This window comes from Cytobacillus solani, assembly GCF_001420595.1.
GTDB lineage: Bacteria > Bacillota > Bacilli > Bacillales > Cytobacillaceae > Cytobacillus > Cytobacillus solani.
Map to the genome: position 1 here is coordinate 2,132,150 of NZ_LJIX01000006.1, position 18,654 is coordinate 2,150,803.

General features: G+C 35.0%; 19 protein-coding genes. 12 read left to right on the forward strand and 7 right to left on the reverse strand.

Annotated features, from left to right (window positions below):
* Window positions 1–58: 58 nt before the first annotated feature.
* Window positions 59–712: an O-methyltransferase gene (locus AN957_RS12540; RefSeq protein WP_053475838.1), complete on the reverse strand. Its 654-nt coding sequence runs from the start codon at window positions 710–712 to the stop codon at window positions 59–61.
* A 126-nt stretch (window positions 713–838) separates the two neighbouring features.
* The gene (locus tag AN957_RS12545) at window positions 839–1,660 is read right to left on the reverse strand and encodes a glycosyltransferase family 2 protein (RefSeq protein ID WP_056684439.1); all 822 of its coding nucleotides are present in this window, start codon (window positions 1,658–1,660) and stop codon (window positions 839–841) included.
* A 481-nt stretch (window positions 1,661–2,141) separates the two neighbouring features.
* On the opposite strand from AN957_RS12545, the gene AN957_RS12550 reads away from it, so the two are divergent.
* The 7 genes from AN957_RS12550 to gmd all read left to right on the forward strand — a co-directional run bounded on the left by AN957_RS12550 (window position 2,142) and on the right by gmd (window position 8,583).
* On the forward strand, window positions 2,142–2,810 hold the full coding sequence (locus AN957_RS12550) for a glycosyltransferase family protein (RefSeq protein ID WP_053475840.1): 669 nt from the start codon (window positions 2,142–2,144) through the stop codon (window positions 2,808–2,810).
* 49 nt (window positions 2,811–2,859) lie between these two features.
* Window positions 2,860–3,546, forward strand: a complete 687-nt coding sequence (locus AN957_RS12555; protein WP_053475841.1) for a class I SAM-dependent methyltransferase — start codon at window positions 2,860–2,862, stop codon at window positions 3,544–3,546.
* Window positions 3,547–3,596: 50 nt separating this feature from the next.
* Window positions 3,597–4,361, forward strand: coding sequence for a TylF/MycF family methyltransferase (locus AN957_RS12560; RefSeq protein WP_053475842.1), 765 nt, complete (start codon window positions 3,597–3,599; stop codon window positions 4,359–4,361).
* A gap of 222 nt (window positions 4,362–4,583) precedes the next feature.
* Window positions 4,584–5,249, forward strand: a complete 666-nt coding sequence (locus AN957_RS12565) for a glycosyltransferase family protein (RefSeq protein ID WP_056684442.1) — start codon at window positions 4,584–4,586, stop codon at window positions 5,247–5,249.
* A gap of 284 nt (window positions 5,250–5,533) precedes the next feature.
* Window positions 5,534–6,481: a mannose-6-phosphate isomerase, class I gene (gene manA, locus AN957_RS12570; RefSeq protein WP_053475844.1), complete on the forward strand. Its 948-nt coding sequence runs from the start codon at window positions 5,534–5,536 to the stop codon at window positions 6,479–6,481.
* Between the two features lie 52 nt (window positions 6,482–6,533).
* Window positions 6,534–7,574, forward strand: a complete 1,041-nt coding sequence (locus AN957_RS12575) for a mannose-1-phosphate guanylyltransferase (protein WP_053475845.1) — start codon at window positions 6,534–6,536, stop codon at window positions 7,572–7,574.
* A 52-nt stretch (window positions 7,575–7,626) separates the two neighbouring features.
* Window positions 7,627–8,583: a GDP-mannose 4,6-dehydratase gene (gene gmd / locus AN957_RS12580; protein ID WP_053475846.1), complete on the forward strand. Its 957-nt coding sequence runs from the start codon at window positions 7,627–7,629 to the stop codon at window positions 8,581–8,583.
* A 114-nt stretch (window positions 8,584–8,697) separates the two neighbouring features.
* Here the strand turns inward: gmd and AN957_RS12585 are convergent, their stop codons facing one another.
* Window positions 8,698–9,300 carry a class I SAM-dependent methyltransferase gene (locus AN957_RS12585; protein ID WP_053475847.1) on the reverse strand — a complete coding sequence of 201 codons (603 nt, stop codon included), beginning with the start codon at window positions 9,298–9,300 and terminating at the stop codon, window positions 8,698–8,700.
* A 322-nt stretch (window positions 9,301–9,622) separates the two neighbouring features.
* Between AN957_RS12585 and AN957_RS12590 the strand changes: the two genes are divergently transcribed.
* The 4 genes from AN957_RS12590 (at window position 9,623) to AN957_RS12605 (ending at window position 14,684) form a co-directional block, all read left to right on the forward strand.
* Window positions 9,623–10,744, forward strand: coding sequence for a glycosyltransferase family 4 protein (locus AN957_RS12590; RefSeq protein ID WP_231690061.1), 1,122 nt, complete (start codon window positions 9,623–9,625; stop codon window positions 10,742–10,744).
* Window positions 10,745–10,779: 35 nt separating this feature from the next.
* Window positions 10,780–12,357: a DUF4214 domain-containing protein gene (locus AN957_RS12595; protein ID WP_053475848.1), complete on the forward strand. Its 1,578-nt coding sequence runs from the start codon at window positions 10,780–10,782 to the stop codon at window positions 12,355–12,357.
* Between the two features lie 100 nt (window positions 12,358–12,457).
* Window positions 12,458–13,675, forward strand: a complete 1,218-nt coding sequence (locus AN957_RS27720; protein ID WP_142108883.1) for a glycosyltransferase family 2 protein — start codon at window positions 12,458–12,460, stop codon at window positions 13,673–13,675.
* Between the two features lie 196 nt (window positions 13,676–13,871).
* A complete protein-coding gene (locus AN957_RS12605; RefSeq protein WP_231690062.1) occupies window positions 13,872–14,684 on the forward strand; it encodes a glycosyltransferase family 4 protein in 813 nt (270 codons plus the stop codon).
* A 90-nt stretch (window positions 14,685–14,774) separates the two neighbouring features.
* Here AN957_RS12605 and AN957_RS27725 read toward each other — a convergent pair whose 3' ends face one another.
* Entirely contained in the window at window positions 14,775–14,948 is a 174-nt protein-coding gene (locus AN957_RS27725; protein WP_156319108.1) for a hypothetical protein, read from the reverse strand.
* A gap of 224 nt (window positions 14,949–15,172) precedes the next feature.
* Between AN957_RS27725 and AN957_RS12610 the strand changes: the two genes are divergently transcribed.
* On the forward strand, window positions 15,173–15,838 hold the full coding sequence (locus AN957_RS12610) for a glycosyltransferase family protein (protein ID WP_053475850.1): 666 nt from the start codon (window positions 15,173–15,175) through the stop codon (window positions 15,836–15,838).
* 325 nt (window positions 15,839–16,163) lie between these two features.
* Here AN957_RS12610 and AN957_RS12615 read toward each other — a convergent pair whose 3' ends face one another.
* The 3 genes from AN957_RS12615 to AN957_RS12625 all read right to left on the reverse strand — a co-directional run bounded on the left by AN957_RS12615 (window position 16,164) and on the right by AN957_RS12625 (window position 18,532).
* Window positions 16,164–17,135 (reverse strand): CgeB family protein, encoded by a 972-nt coding sequence (locus AN957_RS12615; RefSeq protein WP_056684444.1) that lies wholly within the window; start codon window positions 17,133–17,135, stop codon window positions 16,164–16,166.
* A 9-nt stretch (window positions 17,136–17,144) separates the two neighbouring features.
* The gene (locus tag AN957_RS12620; protein ID WP_053475852.1) at window positions 17,145–17,636 is read right to left on the reverse strand and encodes a hypothetical protein; all 492 of its coding nucleotides are present in this window, start codon (window positions 17,634–17,636) and stop codon (window positions 17,145–17,147) included.
* 137 nt (window positions 17,637–17,773) lie between these two features.
* Window positions 17,774–18,532: a BMQ_0737 family morphogenetic spore coat protein gene (locus AN957_RS12625; RefSeq protein WP_053475853.1), complete on the reverse strand. Its 759-nt coding sequence runs from the start codon at window positions 18,530–18,532 to the stop codon at window positions 17,774–17,776.
* Window positions 18,533–18,654 lie beyond the last annotated feature (122 nt).

Consider the following 18,654-nt stretch of genomic DNA (forward strand, 5'->3'; position numbering starts at 1 on the left):
GCCAATATAAATCAAGCAAAGGAAACAAGTCCCCCAGTATGGTAATAATTGGGGGACTTTAACTTTGTGTTCCTGTCGTTTTATTTATTAGTTGTTCCTTTGGCTTTTTTTCGATAACTAAAACACTATCATAATAACTCATTGACCAAGTAGTTGTAGTGAATGAATTTACTGATAATTGAGGATCTCTAGAAAACGAGGCATTCAGACTATCGATTAAGTTCTTTGAATATTCAATAAAACTAGCAGGGTTTTTGTATCCACCACCATACTCTTCCAGGTAACTTGTATGCAAATCTTCTACAAGGTAGACCCCATTTGGGGAAAGAACTGAGTACATTTCCTCAAACGAAATCTTCTGCTGGTACATAAAATGTCCACCATCATCGATGATAATATCAAAGATTGGTAATGTAGGTTTTATTTGGTTCCAGAAATCCTTACTACCTTGATCACCAATGATTATATTTATTTGATCCTCTTCAAATGATTTACAAAGAGGATTAATGTCTAGACCCCAAATAGTGGCTTTGTCACCAAAATAATGTTTCCACATTTGAAGTGAACCGCCATAATAAACCCCTATTTCTAATATATTCACTTTTTGTCCAACAAAACGCTCAAAATGACGTTCGTATATTTCGAAATAGTGCGTCCATTTATTTATTAACCGACCATTATTTGATTCGAAATAATTTAGTAATTTCCCCATTTCCTAACCTTCCTTTAGTCATTGATTTTTTGGGTTATGCAAAGGTAATAATAATAATTTGTTTGTTTATTGTCTTAATATATGATTAGGTTTTATATAATCTTAATTCTGCAACTTTTAGATTTACTATTGAAAAGAAGAATTTGCAATTAGAGTTTTTAGTTCTGCAATATTAAGGTCAGAGTATTCATTGTTTATAAGAAGTTCTTCTTCCTCAATAGTAAATTTAGTTTTGTTTTTTCTCCAATCTACGTATTCTTCTGTAGTCAGTCCAAAAACATAGAGTATTTTCCAAGCACAGTAAACAAGATCTGATTCTTGAGTACGACCTAAGTGATCTGCCATATGTGAAATAATATAACCTGTTTTCATTCCAATTTCATCAGCTTTCAATTTATACAACCTATCAATATCATATAGTGCTATGTGAGTGAGCTTTATGTCGGAAAAGTATTTCTCCCAGAAAGACTTTTTAAGCATTACACATCCAAATATTACGACATTATTTGTGAGTTGAAAAACATATTCCGGTTTATGAATAACTGTATCATGGGGATCTTTATTAGATAAAAGATACAAATGAATATGTGAACATAATAATGCTGTATATGCTAAATTTGGAAAATCTGATAGTGACTGAGACATAATTTGAATCCAATTATTATTTGGAACAATAATATCATCATCAAGTATGACAAGATTCTCACCATTGGCATGTCTTGCTCCTAAATGAAACCCTTCTAAATTCCCTATATTTTTTCCAGGGTTCAGCACAATGATTCGTGGATGATTTAAATTTTGCAAATACTCAATTGCCGATTTTTGAGGTGGATGATTATTAATTAATATAATTTCTGTTTTATCATCAGTAGATTGGAGTACAGCTTCAATACATTTCTTAATCAAGGGGAGAGTATTATAACATCTAATGATAATTGAATATTTCAATATAATTCCTCCTCGGAATTTACTAAGAAGACATAGAAAATTGATTATAGGTGCAGATTTCTCGGTAATGTTTCTTCTTATTTCATCTTAAAATATCTTCTGTATCATATGTGAAATTTATGAAATTGTTAGTAGCTTTTCAAATATGTACTAATGTAATAGAATTTATAAACGCCTTTCACAGTGAACAAATTCAGTATCTTAAAAATAAGATTATGTAGCTGTAGATTCCTCAACCTTAGGGTATTCTTACTTTATTTCCGCCATAAATGTCAATATTGTCAATCTTTTGCTGTAATTTAAAGTTTAATTACACTATAAAATAATGGGCAAAATCAACAACCTTAGAGTTTAAATCAGATTAACCAAAAGGAAATTTATGAATAAATTATTGAAAAGCTAAATACATGAGTTATGAAATTTGAAAAAGAAATAAAATTTATTAAGGGAGTAATTAATATTAGAATTAGGTGAAAACAAATTGAATACTAAAAAAATAAGCTTTATTTCTTGTGTTAATAATTTTGAAGAGTACGACATAGCAATACAATATATTCATTCTTTAAAGGTACCAGATGATTATGAAATTGAAACGATTGCCATTGAAAATGCTGTTAGTCTTACATCAGGATATAATCAGGGAATGGCAAGGAGTGATGCAAAATACAAAGTGTATCTTCATCAAGATACAAATATTTTATATTCAAACTTCATATACCATATTATTTACTTATTTGAAAAATATCCCAAATTGGGCATGCTAGGGGTTATAGGTGCAAAAACAATCCCTAATGGAATTTGGTATCACAGTCCGAGTATTTATGGCAGCGTCTATCAAACTCCTAAAGGTAAAGGGGAGATAGAGTTATTATCTTGCCGTTCTATAAAAAAGGATTATGAGAAAGTTCGTGCTATTGATGGATTAATAATGATCACTCAATATGATCTTGTTTGGAGAGAAGATCTAATTCCAGGCTGGCATTTTTATGATGTTTCCCAAAGCTTGGAATTCCAGAAAGCTGGATATAATGTAGGAGTTCCGAAACAAATCACTCCTTGGTGTATTCATGATTGCGGAATTGTAAATTTAAATGGTTATGATGATAATTGGAAGAAATTTTCGCAACATTACAATTATTACATTGATTAACAATATCAAATTTGTTTGTTTTCAGGATTTAATATAGGGAGGATTATAAATGGATTGGATATATTATAAGCCTTTATTTGAATATGATAATTATCATATTTCTATAAAGGATAATTCAGCATGGAGTGGCCATCGAAATTTTGCCTATGATTTAGTTAGGTTTATGAAACCAAAAAAAATAGTTGAACTTGGTACTCACTACGGAGCATCGTTCTTTAGCTTTTGCCAAGCACTTAAGGATGAAGGACTATCAAGCAAATGTTTTGCAATCGATACTTGGCAAGGTGACGAGCACAGCGGTCTTTATGGGGAAGATGTTTTTCTTACAGTTAAGGATATTGTTGATCTTTATTATTCCAGCATAGCTGAATTAGTTCGTACTACATTTGATGAGGCGGTTAGTAGGTTTGAAGATCAATCCATCAATATTTTACATATTGATGGATATCACACTTTTGAGGCAGTCAGCCATGATTATCAAACGTGGCTACCTAAACTCTCGGATAATGGAGTAATATTATTTCATGATATTTCATTTTATGATAATGAATTTGGTGTTTATAAATTATGGAATATGCTAAAGGAAGATTATCCTGCTTTTGAATTTAAACATGCATTTGGATTAGGTGTACTATTCCCTAAAGGGAATAGTAAGAAGTTCAATGAAATAATACAAAGAGCTACCGAATTACAAAAGCGATATGAAAAGTTAAGTAAGTATACTGGACTTTCTTGATTTAATAATCAAAAGATGGTTACTTTACCTAATTTCCAAGGAGGATATTTATGAAATTAGAACAAGGAATAGAGAGTTATCTTGAATTATTAAAAAAGGTAATTTTGTTTGAGATTTGGCAGGAACACGAAGAGGATTTGTACTCAGGCTTAGTTTATAAGGATTCTGCTGTAAATCCTGAGAAACATAGAATGGGAGAAATTTGGCCAAAATGTGCTCATAGTATGATTGGAAAAATGCGTATGGATAATTTACAAATGTGTATGGAGACAGTATTGAGAGAAAATATTGAAGGAGATTTTATCGAAACAGGAGTATGGCGCGGAGGGGCATGTATTTTTATGCGTGGTTTCCTAAAAGTTCACGGAGTTGATGATCGGAAGGTGTGGGTGGCAGATTCATTTGAGGGAGTGCCAGTTCCAAATGAAAAGAAATACCCGAAGGATAAAGGAGGACTCGGACTGCATACACTTGATTACCTGCGTGTGTCTTTAGAAGAAGTACAAAATAATTTTCGAAAATATGGCTTATTAGACGAATCAGTGCAATTTCTAAAAGGATGGTTTAAGGATACGTTACCTACTGCTCCAATTGAAAAATTAGCAATCTTACGACTTGATGGAGATCTTTATGAATCTACCATGGATAGTTTGACCAATTTATACGATAAAGTTTCATATGGTGGTTTTATTATCGTTGATGATTATATTTTGCCAACTTGTGAGCCGGCAATTAAAGATTTTCGTAATGCGCATAACATAAAAGAACCGCTTATACCAATTGATAATCACGCAGTATATTGGAGAAAATGGTGAGGAAAACGTATTAATAAATAAGTTTGATTATATAGATTAGTCATGTGTAATACAATTCTTGCTATCTATTATTGAAAAAGGTGTCCTAAAAGTATCGCAAGGACACTTTTTTTGACACATTTTAAACTTATTGAATTTAAAGCATACTTTAGACATGGGGGGTTTGAGGTTAATAATTTTTGAAAAACAATATTTCAAATCTAAAAAAGAGGAGAGACCTAGGTGAACAAAAAAAAAATATGCTTTATATCATGTGTAAATAATTTAAAGCAGTACAAAACTGCATTACAGTATATAAATTCCTTGCTGGTTCCAGATGGATATGAAATCGAAACAATTTCGATTAAGCAAGCAAGTAGCATGACATCGGGTTACAACCAAGGAATGAAAAAGAGTGATGCCAAATACAAAGTGTATCTTCATCAAGATACGTATATCTTAAACAGAAATTTTATATTCGATATTATATCCATATTTGAGAAATACCCTAAGTTAGGTATGCTTGGAGTTGTAGGTGCAATCACAACACCAAATGGATTATGGTGGAAAAGTCCCAAAGTATACGGATCTGTTTATCATACATTTGATGGTGAAGGAAAAATAGGTCTATTATCACATCTTGATGTAAAAGGAGATTATGAAAAGGTACGGGCTATTGACGGTTTAATCATGATTACACAATATGACCTTGAATGGAGAGAAGATTTATTTAAAGGTTGGCATTTTTATGATGTCTCCCAAAGCTTGGAATTTGAGAAAGCAGGCTATGATATAGGCGTTCCAAAACAAATCAGTCATTGGTGTCTGCATGATACACGAAAACCGAACATGTATGGTTATGAGGAAAATAGGAGAATCCTAGTTTGTCATTATAAGGAATACGTGTAGGATTGTACACTTCCCTGAAAAGGAATATGCAGAATTTTTTGCATATTGATAAGGGAAGATTTTTTATTTATTAGTTTTCCTAAAGCAATAGGTAGTCAACCACACACTTCAGTTATAACCCCATATAATACTTAAAAGTTGTACTTCCCCTAAAAATTTTACGTACATTTATCCCGTTTTATCGAAAAATATTTCTCATTTTGTGTAAAGGCATACAACGAGCGAAAATATTCAAGTTAATTATTAGGTATATTGAAAAAAATTAGGGAGAAAGGGGGAAACGCGTGATTCAACCCTTGTTTTTAGATCCAGTTTTTAAAGAAAGGATCTGGGGAGGTGCTGCTTTACTTACCCAATTTGGTTATCAAATTCCTTCAAAAAAAACGGGTGAATGCTGGGCGATTTCTGGGCATCCAAACGGACACAGTATAATAAAAAATGGAACATATAAAGGGAGAACTATTAGTGAGCTATGGGAAAATAACCGTAAAATGTTTGGAAACTATACGTCTCCTGTCTTTCCACTTCTGACAAAGATCCTTGATGCAAATGCAAATTTATCTGTCCAAGTACATCCAGGTGACAAATATGCGGAAAAGTATGAAAATGAGAAACTTGGAAAAAACGAATGCTGGTATATTATTGATTGCAAAAAAAATGCCGAAATCATACTTGGACATAAAGCTAAAACGAAAGAAGAACTAGCATATAGTTTGGAAAACGGTCTATGGGATCAGTTGCTAAATCGAATTATTGTGAAACCTGGTGACTTTTTTTATGTGCCTTCAGGAACCATCCATGCCTTATGTGATGGCATTTTAGTACTGGAAACTCAGCAAAGTTCTGATATTACTTATCGGATCTATGATTATGACCGAAAGGATACAAATGGGACAAGTCGTGAGCTTCATCTAGAAAAAGCCCTTGATGTTATTACAGTTCCAAATATAAAGAGTCAAATAGAACCAATTGTTAAAAAACCAAATAAAAATACGATTATCACTTTTATTCAGACAAGGGATTTCACCGTGTATAAATGGGAAATTCACGAAGAGGCAAAAATGGTACAAGACCAGCCGTTTCAATTAGTCAGCATGATTTATGGCTCTGGAATATTAATAGTAAATGGGGTAACCTACAACATTCAAAAAGGCGATCACATTATTTTACCAGCAGGTATAGGGGGTTTTACGATAAATGGTAATTTTGAAGCAATCGTATCTCATCCTTAATTAAATAGTAGAAGTTTTAAAGTTATTAAAATATGAAAAGGTGTTGAAAAATATGAAAGCAATTATTCTAGCGGGAGGGAAGGGAACACGTTTTTGGCCATTAAGTTCAGAAGAAAAACCTAAACAGTTTCTGAACTTAATTTCAAATCAATCAATGCTTCAAGAGACATATCAGCGTTTTAGAAATTGGCTTCCTGCTGAAAGGGTGTTTGTTGTTACAACTGAAAAGTACATGCCCTTAGTAAAGGATCAATTGCCCGAATTAGAGAAAACCCAAATTATTCTGGAGCCTGATCAACGTGATACAGCACCATGTATTGCCTTGACCGCTTTACATTTTCTCAATCAAAAAGACGATGAAGTCCTCGTCATGGCTCCGTCTGATCAATATATTGGAAATGAGCTAGCCTTCCAAAATGCGCTTATACTTGCAGAAACATTAGCTGAGCGAGATGATTCTATCGTTACGCTAGGTATCCGTCCAACTGGACCAGAAACAGGATACGGTTATATTAATGCAAATAAAATATCCCCGCTTTCTTCATCAGCCTATCTAGTAGAAGAATTTATCGAAAAGCCGGAATTAAAAAAAGCGAAAGAATTGATTTTGAATGAGAATGTTTTTTGGAACAGTGGCATTTTCATTTGGAAACCTTCTACTATAGCCTATAACTTTTACAAGCATCAGCCAGAGATGTGGAAACTCATCAATGACAATCAAACTAAATTACAAGAAGTCTATTCTTTATTACCGAAGGTGTCCATTGATTATGCGATTTTGGAGAAGGCGGAGAATGTGTTCACTGTCCCAGTAAATTTTGATTGGGATGACATAGGATCATGGACTTCTTTGGGACGTATCCAATCATCTGATCAAAATAATAATTACCAAAATGGTGATGTAATGTCAGCTTCATCAAAAAATTGCATCGTCTATTCTGATCGGAAAACTATTCTTATTGGGGTAGAGGATCTTATTATCGCTTCAACAAATGAAGGAATAATAGTGTGTCACAAATCTAAAGAACAGATGATCAAAAAAATACTAAATAACGAAAACATGACGAGGGAAAATCCGCAGAAAACTGATTGAACAAAGATTTCTTTCATATGATATACCATTGCATAATAGGGAGGACTGACAATTGAAAAAAGCATTAATCACTGGAATTACAGGTCAAGACGGTTCGTACCTTGCTGAGCTGCTTTTAGATAAAGGCTATAAAGTTTACGGATTAAAAAGGAGAACGGCTACACCCAATTTTGAAAATATCAAACATATACAAAATGAAATTGAATTTTTTTCAGGAGACCTTCGTGATATAACTTCTTTGGCTGAAGCGGTTCAGATAATCAAACCAGATGAAGTTTATAATTTAGCAGCACAATCATTTGTTGGAGATTCTTGGAGACAGCCCATTTATACTGGAGAGGTTACAGGACTAGGTGTCACAAATATGCTTGAGGCCATCCGTTTATCTAAACCGGATGCTCGTTTTTACCAAGCTTCAAGCAGTGAGATGTTTGGTAAAGTGATGGAAATCCCCCAAACCGAAAAGACCCCCTTTTACCCCCGAAGTCCATATGGTGTAGCAAAAGTATATGGTCATTGGATTACGGTAAACTACCGTGAAAGCTATGACATGTATGCATGCTCTGGAATTTTGTTTAATCATGAATCTCCACGCCGTGGAATTGAGTTTGTTACGAGAAAAGTGACGGATGCGGTAGCCAAAATAAAGCTTGGACTTCAAGAAAAACTCCTTTTAGGAAATTTAGACGCCAAACGAGATTGGGGGTTTGCCGGAGATTATGTGAAAGCTATGTGGCTGATGCTGCAGCAAGAAGAGCCTGATGATTTTGTTATTGCTACTGGTGAATCTCATACTGTTAAAGAGCTGGTAGAGATTGCTTTTAAACATGTTGGGTTAGATTGGCAGGATTATGTCTTACAAGACCCTCGTTTTATGCGTCCTGCTGAAGTAGATATATTGTTAGGGGATCCAGCTAAGGCAAAACAAAATCTAAAATGGGAACCTGAGGTAAGTTTTGATCAGCTAGTGAAAATGATGGTAGAAAAGGATCTTGAAAAATATCAATGACAAGTTTTCACATGTACAAGAATATTTAACTGATATTAATTGAAAAATGACAAAGAAAATACGGTAGAAAGTAGCCTTCCCAGCTACTCTACCGTATTTTCTTGTAATGGAGAACTATCTTCCGTCCCTGCAAATTTGAAAACATAAAAATCCATTTTCAATTAGAAAAATATGATTTCCTTCTATTGTATTCAAATCATCTATTACTTTTGTTACGTCTGGTACTAATGAATTTCCATAATCGTGCCAGCAAATAATTCCGCCTTTTCGAATCGTTTGTCGCGCTAATATGGTATCTAAAATAACACCTTGTGCAGAATGATCTCCGTCAATTAATATTAAATCTGCTGCTGGGAGATGGCCGGGAGATAAATCTCTTGTACCATTTGGTGTTAAAATTAGCTCGACTTGATGATAATCCTTAACTAATTCTCCGGCAATTTGAGGTACTTCTTCTTGTTGAATAGACAAGGTAGTTTGAGAGTGTGGTGTAAGGTCTATACCGATATATCTTTCTATAGAAGGACAATTATCTAAAATAGCTTTTGCAGTCGCCCCACGTTGGATGCCAATTTCAATGATTGTTTTTAAATGAAAAGTTTGTACGAATGCTAATATTGGCTCGATATCATTTAAACCTAAATAAATAGATAACTCACCATAAAAGGTACCCCTACCAAAAAGTTTAAAAAAAGTGTCTCTATCTAAAACACTCATATACCAAACCTCCAATTTTTTTACGTGTTCTCCATTAAACTAAACAAGAAAGCAGTGATATTGTAAGTAAATGAAAGTCTTTGAATGGAATTTTTAAAGTTTCTAACCAAAGCTTTAGAGTACTTAGTAATAGTAGAATATGCTGGAAAAATTTAAATGGAACAAGCTATTAGGAAATAATAAGAAGAATGATCGTATATTTTTTGAAGATTTAACCGGACTGTCTTAATTTTTTGGAAAAAAGGCAATTGACCTTGTTCCGCTTGTCCTAGACAGAACATAACATGTAAAGAAATAGTTAGATTTTAGGAGGTGATTGAGTTTGCTGAACGGTAATCAGGTAAACATTCATAACTTTGGATCCTTTTTTGAACCAACAGGCTATGCAAAATTAAATCGCTCATTAATATTAGAAATGATTAAACAAGGGGCAAATATTCGGTTTACACCTTGTGTAAATGAGAGAGAACCTATATCGCTAGATCCAAATGAAGTGTCTTTGTTAAAAAGTCTTTCTCATCGATCTATACAGGAGAACCATCTCGTTTTTTATAACTTTATTCCGAGTTATTTAAAAAAGGACCCAAATCACTATAGCATTGGCTTGACTATGTTTGAATGCAATAGGCTTCCAATGGGGTGGGAACATAGTTGTAATCAAATGGATGAGATATGGGTTCCATCCATGTTTAATTATCATACCTTTATTCATAGTGGAGTTCAGCCTCAAAAACTTAAAGTAATGCCGTTGGGAGTCAACACGAACATCTACCGGCCAGGAGTTTCACCTTTAAATATTAACGGTAAACGCAGTTTTTCCTTTTTAATTATGAGTTCATCTGGGTGGGATGCACGCAAGGGATACGATGTATTGCTGCAAGCATTTGTTGAAGAGTTTAGTGAAGAAGAGGATGTTTGCTTAATTATTAAAATCCGCGCAAGCAGCCAAGAAGAGATTCGTCAGCAGCAGGAGAGGGTCAATCAATTTGTTCATCAAATTGCTGGAAGAAATAGAAGTTCAATTATCTTTTTTTCTACAACCGATGATTGGAATGAAGAGAAAATAGTACAGTTATATAACAGTGTGAATTGCTATGTTCTGCCTACACGAGGTGAAGGCTGGAATATGACTGTGATGGAAGCGATGGCAACAGGTCTTCCTGTCATTACCACTAATTGGTCAGCTCATCTTGATTTTATTAATCATACAAATGGCTATCTTATTGATGTGAAAGACTATCAAAAGCTACATGCCTGGAATACCGAACTTTCATGGGCTGAACCAGATAAAGATCACTTAAGATCTTTAATGAGACATGTCTATATGAATCAAAATGAAGCTGAATATAAGGGGCAGCTTGCAAAAGCTACCGTCTTATCAAGCTATACATGGTCTAAAAGTGCAGAGAGAATGATGGACAGGTTTCGAGAAATACTAATTTAATCATTTTATGAATGAAGGAAAATGGAGAGGTGATCATGCAAATTGTCTGGAAAGGATCAGTTTATGATCATTCGGGTTATAGCAGAGCCGCTAGGGAATATCTTTTAGCCTTACATTCAAAAGGAATCGATGTAAAACTGGATTTAATTAACAATGGTTATCAATTAAATCTGCCTCCAGGTCAAAGCAATCTATTCAGACAATTAATTGAGAAGCCAAATGTTTATGGAAATCAAGTATATATCTTACATCAAACTCCAGATTCATGGAAACGGATGCCTGGACTAACGATTGGATTCACTTATTGGGAAACATCAAAAATTCCTGATCATTGGATAAGCAAGTGTAATGAAATGGATGCGGTGTTTGTTTCAAGTGAACATAATGTTCAGGTCATGCGCCAAGCTGGTTTAAAAGTTCCAGTATTTAAAATAAGACCATGTTTATCTCCAGAAACCTTACATTCTTTTTCTAGTCAAGTTCCATATTACATTCATCAGCTTCCTCAATTTCGTTTTTTATCCATATTCACATGGATAGAAAGAAAAGGGTATGATTTATTGCTCAAAGCCTATTTCGAAGAATTTTCATCAAAAGAAGATGTAGTGCTTATTATTAAAACTGGAGCACACAATAACCAAAAGATCGAAGAACTGATCGCAGCGGAGAGCAGAAAATATAAAGACCCTGGAAGATATTATATTGATTTGTCCATTAGAAATGAATTCGAAATGGAAGGTTTATATAATCATTGCAATGCTTTCGTTCTTCCAAGTCGAGGGGAAGGAATTGGCTACCCAATGCTTGAAGCTGGCAAAAGGAGTCTTCCGGTCATTGCGACAGCATGGGGAGGTCATCTTGACTTTCTTAATGAAGAAAATAGTTATTTAATTCCTTATCATTTTGTACCAGTAAAGCCACAATCTCATTATCACGGATATAGAAGTGATCAGTTATGGGCAGAAGCTTCTGTTGAACATTTGAAACAAAGGATGAGAAACATCTTTGTAAAAAATAAAGAAGCAGCCGATCGAGGCAATAAATTAAAAATCTTCATTGACCAAACATTTACCTATGATCAGGCTGCAATGGATTTATCATTTGCTTTAAACCAATTGACTGGCGGAAGGTTTCAAGATGGTACAAATAAAATAAATTCCTATCATGAAAACGAATTTAGAGTAATGGAAAAAATCCACCAGTTATTTCGATGTGAGTCCTCTGAATACATTAATGGTTTATTTAAGGAATTACTAATGCGGGAGCCAAAACCGCTAGAATTGGACCATTATCGAAATTTATTATTCTCTGGCGTTAGCAAAATATCTATTATAGGGGCCATTTTGCAAAGTGATGAATGTGGTCAGCATTTCAACCAGCCGCTAAATACTCTAAATAGATACAATCGAACGATTATAGAAGTTTTTAGAACATTTAACGAATACGATGATACTGTATTTGTTAAATGCCTATACCGAGAATTACTGTTTCGTGAACCTGATGAAGGAGGGATGTATGGCTTTATAAATATTCTTAGACATGGCGGCAGCAGGATTTCTGTCATTGAATCGATTTTAACATCTCCAGAATGCGTTGCACTTTTTACTAAGTAAATCCTCCATAGAAATAAAAATCATTTTCCACTTTTTTGTTTGGCCTTCACGATTTCTACGAACAATTAATATTTGAATATTTTTCTTTGGAGGGGTTGAATTGAGAATCATTCAAAAATTATTTGAGATTTACCAAAAAGATGGACCAGAGTTTGCTATTAGTTTATATGAGGGGTTATTACTACGGGAACCGAATTCCATTGAAATCGAGCATTACCATAATCTTTTCATGTCTGGCTACAGCAAAATATCTATTATCAATTCAGTCATACAAAGTAATGAATGTTTGCAGCATTACAATCACCCGCCTGCCATACATGCAAGACATAATCAAACAATCCCAGGAATTTTAAGAACATTTTTTCAAGCAAATGAAACTCTATTTGTGCAGTGCTTATACAGGGAATTGCTATTTCGTGAGCCCGATAAGGGAGGAATGCATGGATTTGTTGGAGTGCTTAAGAAAAGTGGGAACCGGCTGAAAATTTTAGAAAATATTTTAACATCTGGAGAATGTATTTCACTTCTAAGTTCTCCTAATCCTCCTTGGAAAGCTGATTTCGAAGATATAGTAAGCTGCATCATTCCAAGCTTTAATCAAGTTGATTTAGTGAAACAATGTGTAAACACACTTAAAGCCACTATAACGAAAACTTCTTATGAGATTATCGTAGTTGACGATGGAAGTGCCATGCATATTCAACAGCAGCTTTTGCAATGGGGATCACAGGAAAATATTAAAGTAATCCTAAAAAACCCGAATGAGGGTTTTAGCTGTACCGTTAATCAAGGGATAAGACAAGCAAGAGGTAAACATATAGCACTCGTTAATAATGATGTTATTTTTCATGAACCTGAATGGCTAAAGAAAATGATTAGTACCATACAAAGCTCACCTGAAATTGGCGTGATAGGTGCACGATTGCTTTATCCTAATCAAACGATTCAGCATGGGGGAATGAGTGGAGAGCTTCTTCATCGATACGTTGGCATGCCCGCAGATTATCCACCTGCCCTTGCCGTTGATGACGTTCATGCTGTTACAGGTGCCTTATTACTAATAAAACAGGATGCCGTTGCAGATTTAGGTCTTTTCTCTGAAGATTTTTTTACTGGTTTTGAGGATGTAGAATATTGCTTCAGAGCAAGATTAAAAGGATGGAGGGTGGTTTACTGCGGGCCAGCGGCAGCCATTCATTTGGAAGGCCAAACAAGAGGGGGACATCAAAAAATCAATTTCTATAAGCATAAGGATTTTGAAGCTAGGAAACAATTTGATTTGAAATGGAGGGGTTATTATCACATCCTTAAATCATAGAGAGATTGTTTATATACTTGAAGCTAATGGTGTATCAGGAGGAGTTAAGAATGTTTTTGAACACATAAATCATTTACATGATATGGGTTATCGGGTTCATTTGTTTTCATTAGATAATCACCCGCGTTGGTTTCCGCTAAAGGTACAGACTAGGAGATTTAAAAACTATCAGAAAATGCTTCAGCAGCTTAAGGTTATGGATGCAATAAAAGTTGCCACTTGGTGGAATACACTCGACACCGTAGTGAATAGCTGTGATCCGCTCCAAAATGGACGAGGCATTCCATTTTACCTTGTACAGGATATTGAAGAAAGTTATTATCCTCATTCACCAGAAATGAGGGCAAGAGTTCATCAAACCTACCAGAAGAATATTAATTACTTAACGGTAGCAGACTGGACAACTCAACAATTGGCACAGCGTTTTCAAAAGCAGGCCGCAAATGTATCAATCGCTATTGATCATGATGTTTTCAGGCCGAATAGAACGCATGATTATGATCCGCTTCGCATTTTGGCATGTAGTAGAAGAAGTCAACATTTGAAGGGATTTCATGTCACGGCTGAAGCAGTACAAAAGGTTCATCAAATGTTAAGTAATGTATCTCTAGTTACGTTCGGTCTAGAATCACCAAATATTCCCCGTATCCCTGCTTTGCATTTTTCTGTCCCTGATGATCGAACAGTAGCTTACCTTTACGCGAATTGTGGGGTATTCGTCCAAACATCTTACCACGAAGGATTCGGAATGCCCATTCTAGAGGCAATGGCATGCGGTGCGCCTGTAGTTACTACGAGAGCGAATGGAAACGAAGAATTTTGTATAGATGGTCATAACTGTCTGATGGTCAATAGTGGAGATGCCGATGGTGTAGCAAATGCAATTTATAGAGTACTAACAGATAGAGAACTGGCAAATTATCTTGCCGCAAATGCCATACAAACAGCACAGAAATATAACTGGCCAAGAGTAATGAGTAATCTAACTTCAGAATTTAGCAAATATTAAAGCCAGAAATTAAAGGGAACGTAATTCTTAATGAACAAGCTCCTGGGATTGAAGTAATCTATTTTAATTTTCAGTTTTGTCTTTTCGATATTAATGAAAGCCTTTTTTAATCCATCTTAAAGCTTCAATTAAAGCTTGTTCCCATTCTCTCTTTTGCTGCAAAAAACTTGGTTCAACAATATAATTATGTGAATTCATTAAGTTTTGGTTTCCAATTTCAATTCCAAAGGTAATTGCATCTGTTTTGCTTATTTTTTGATTCAATTACCCATCAGAAAGAACTAATTCAAAATAATGTGGGCGGTTATATGTAGGAATTAAAATAGAAACGAGCGGATACCTTTCCTTATTGTTTTCTTTCACTTATATCGCCCCTTTTTAATTATAATGTCAAAGCGTACATACTCTTTCAAAATGCTATTGAATGAAAGTGAATGAATATCTATGAATATATTTAAAAATGATAGGAATGAAGAGGTGACCGCAAATTGAATAACCAAAAAATATGCTTTATTTCTTGTGTCAATCATGCTGAAAAATACAATACAGCATTAAAATATATTCATTCTCTAAAGATACCAGAAGGCTATGAAATCGAAACGATATCTATTGAGAATGCTTCAAGTCTGACATCAGGATACAATCAAGGGATGAAAAGAAGTGATGCTAAATTTAAAGTATATCTTCACCAGGACACTTATATTTTTAATAATCTTTTCATTTACGATATCATTTCGTTATTTAATAAATATCCTAAATTAGGAATGCTAGGGATGGTAGGAGCCAAAACAATCCCTAATGGGGTTTGGTGGAATAGTAAGCTCGTATATGGAGCTGTCTATTATACCCCTAAAGGCAAAAGAGCAATAGGAACCTTAGCGAATCGCCCTGTAATAGAAGATTATGAGAAGGTTAAGGCGATCGATGGATTAATCATGGTTACCCAATACGATCTCGAATGGAGGGAAGAATTATTCCAAGGCTGGCATTTCTATGATGTTTCTCAAAGTTTAGAATTTGAGAAAGCAGGATATGATGTAGGAGTTCCAAGGCAAATACGTCCGTGGTGTCTCCATGCAACAGGGACAGTAAACTTAAACGGTTATGAAGAAAACAGGATCATATTCGTTCAAAATTATCAAGAGTATTTTTAGGGCTTAATATAGCCATTCCTTTAAATTGGACAATTCAGTACAGAAGTACAAGCAAAAAATTAATTTTTTCATATTGTACATTAAGAAGGTGAGGTGATCCTATGTGTCTATGCAATAAGATTAATAAAATATATTCAGCTGATGGCCGGTATCATGGAAGGCCAGTGCAGATGACAAAAGTTGCTCCATCTCAAGTGATGGTCAAAAAAACTCCTAACATGGTGACCAAGTATGGGAATTACAGATAAAAGGACTCTGGAAAGCGATTGTCATCTCAATCGCTTCTTCCTAAAATAATGATTGCTAGATTGATTAGAATGAAGTATTAAGTGGAGGCATTACTAATAATATGAATTAATTTGTCAAGCCTCTTCTCAAAAGTATGCTCTTTTAATACTCGATTTCTGGCTTTAGCCGCCATTCTTTGCCGCTCTATATCGTTTTGCAAATAATAGTCAATCTTTTTTAGCAGCTCTTCTTTATTTTTAAAAGCTGCTATTTCCTCATCTTCAATGAAGTGGTTAGGTAAATCCTCTTTGAATTCAATTAATTGAAAGGCCTCACACGCGGCAACATCAAAGGTTCGATTGTTAATGCTTTTTCCTTCAATGCCGAGTCGGTTTTGATTATGCTTCAAGTTAAATGGCCTGTGTGTATTTAAGATAATTTTTGCACAGTTATAAAAGTCTGCTGCTATGGATGGTTTGAACCAGCCTTCATTAATGATTAGTTTTGGATTATTTTGATAATAATACAAAGGTTTTTTCCAATTTCCTACAACCCTAATATTGTAAGGTGTGTTTTGTAAAAGGAATTGGATATATTGTACTCGATCAGGATAAGGGTAGCCAACTATGCATATATCGCTTGTAAAAATCCCTTCCATCTTTTTTGGCTTAAATATTTCTGGTTCAGTAGCAAGAGGTAATTGGTAAGCCTGCTTGTGGCCATTTTTTTTATAAAATTCAAGTGCTGCAGTATCGATGGTAAAAACAAAGTCGTAATGACGGGAAAGCTCAGCTGTTTGATCCATAAAATAGGGGTCTTCAGTGAACCAAATCGCAGTCTTTATATTATTTACTTTTAGCCATTGGATCATGTTAATTGGCAGTTTAAAGCCTACCATTGTGATTGCTGCATCTGGCATAAATGATTTTGTCAGTGTTTGTAATGTACGAAGGCCGTTTTTATTCTGAAAGTACTTTACTTCATGTTTTTTGCTTAACTCTTGTAATATCCATGCTTCAAAATGGTCATAGATTCCATTATACCCTGAAGAAATAAAGAGGATTTTCATTGCATTCTCCTACAGATTGATAGAAATATTGTTCAAAGTCCCGATTCCATTTTTGATCTCATCACTATAGAAAAACCCCTCAATCAAGACGAATTTTTCTTTTTTTGTCGTTGGAATTCGCAGCTCATTTTCGAACGTTAAATTTTCACCAGGTTCTAATTTTTGAAGACGGTTAGGCTTGAGCCAATGCTCTCCAGTTTTTTCTGCTTGTTCCTTCCAGTTTTCATGGAAGTAGTGCCATGCTTCGCTGTTCGTTCCATCTATCATTAAAGCAGTATGTGTGACAGAACCGATTTTTCCGCCAAGTCGAACATTTTCAGGAGACTTAATACGTATACAAATCATTGGATTATTTAATATGGAAGTACCTGTATTTTTGATAATCATATTCCCGATAACAGTCACTTCCTTATCATCCTCATCAATATCTGGAAGCATAACAGCATAGCTGAACCAGACACAAGCGTCAGCAGTTTCCTTCGCATTTTTTTTCCAGAACATATTGATCCCCCTTGAATATTCCGAAGATATCTTTACATTCTATGCATAAAATGAGATGAAATGTTTCGAAATATTTTACAATCAAAAAAGAGGAGCGGAACTCCTCAGTTAACATGCTGTATGAAGTTAATTTCTTTTTACATCCCTGTCGGTGTTGGTCCAGGTCCTGGAAACACTGTTGGACATTGAGGCGGGAATGCCAATGGCGGACAGACAAACGGCATATCAGGGCGTGGCTGACAGAAGTCTGCAGTAATTTCTAGTTTGACCATAGCCTCCATTTGAACGTTTTGGCATAGATTGATTGAAATATCAAGCTGCTGGAACTCGAATACTCCTGGAGTAATTCCGACTTGACGGCAAATGATGTTTGCATCGCACTCAAAGTCTGTAATTTCACATTGAAGGAATGTACCTGGAGGTGCACATAGGAAGAACTTCTCAGATACAGCCCAAGGTATTGGATCAGAAGTACAGCTTAGACCAGCAGCATTTGATACACGAACTACGATAAATCCTTTTTTCAAAACTTTTACCTTCTGAAGTGTAACAGTCGATCCATCAGGTAACTGGAACTGTCCACTTGCACGTCCTTCTGGCTGTGGAATCTCCTGGCAAAGAATTGCTCCAGGTGCTAACGGATCAATTGGATTTCCTTCTTCATCAGTAGGGAAGCATTCTACTGTCAGATTTCCGCCTAGAAAAGCACATGGGTCTCCTGCACCGCCAGGAGTAGGGGTTACGCCGCTTGGGCAATCAAATCCAATATCAAGAAGAGAATCAGTGCCGGTAAAGGCGATTAGCGGCACATCTGCTTGGCGGGTGACCCAGTCATAAACTTTATTTACTTTTATACATAAAGTTTCCTGGCCACCGCTAATTGATTTAAAATCCATGAAACAATCATCTCCTCAACTGTTTTGTTAATAGGGCTGAGCCTACTGTATACTATGCGATTATCCCAGATCTGTGTTTAGGCTAGAGTGTATTTTTAGTTGTACATCACGGGGGAAATTAG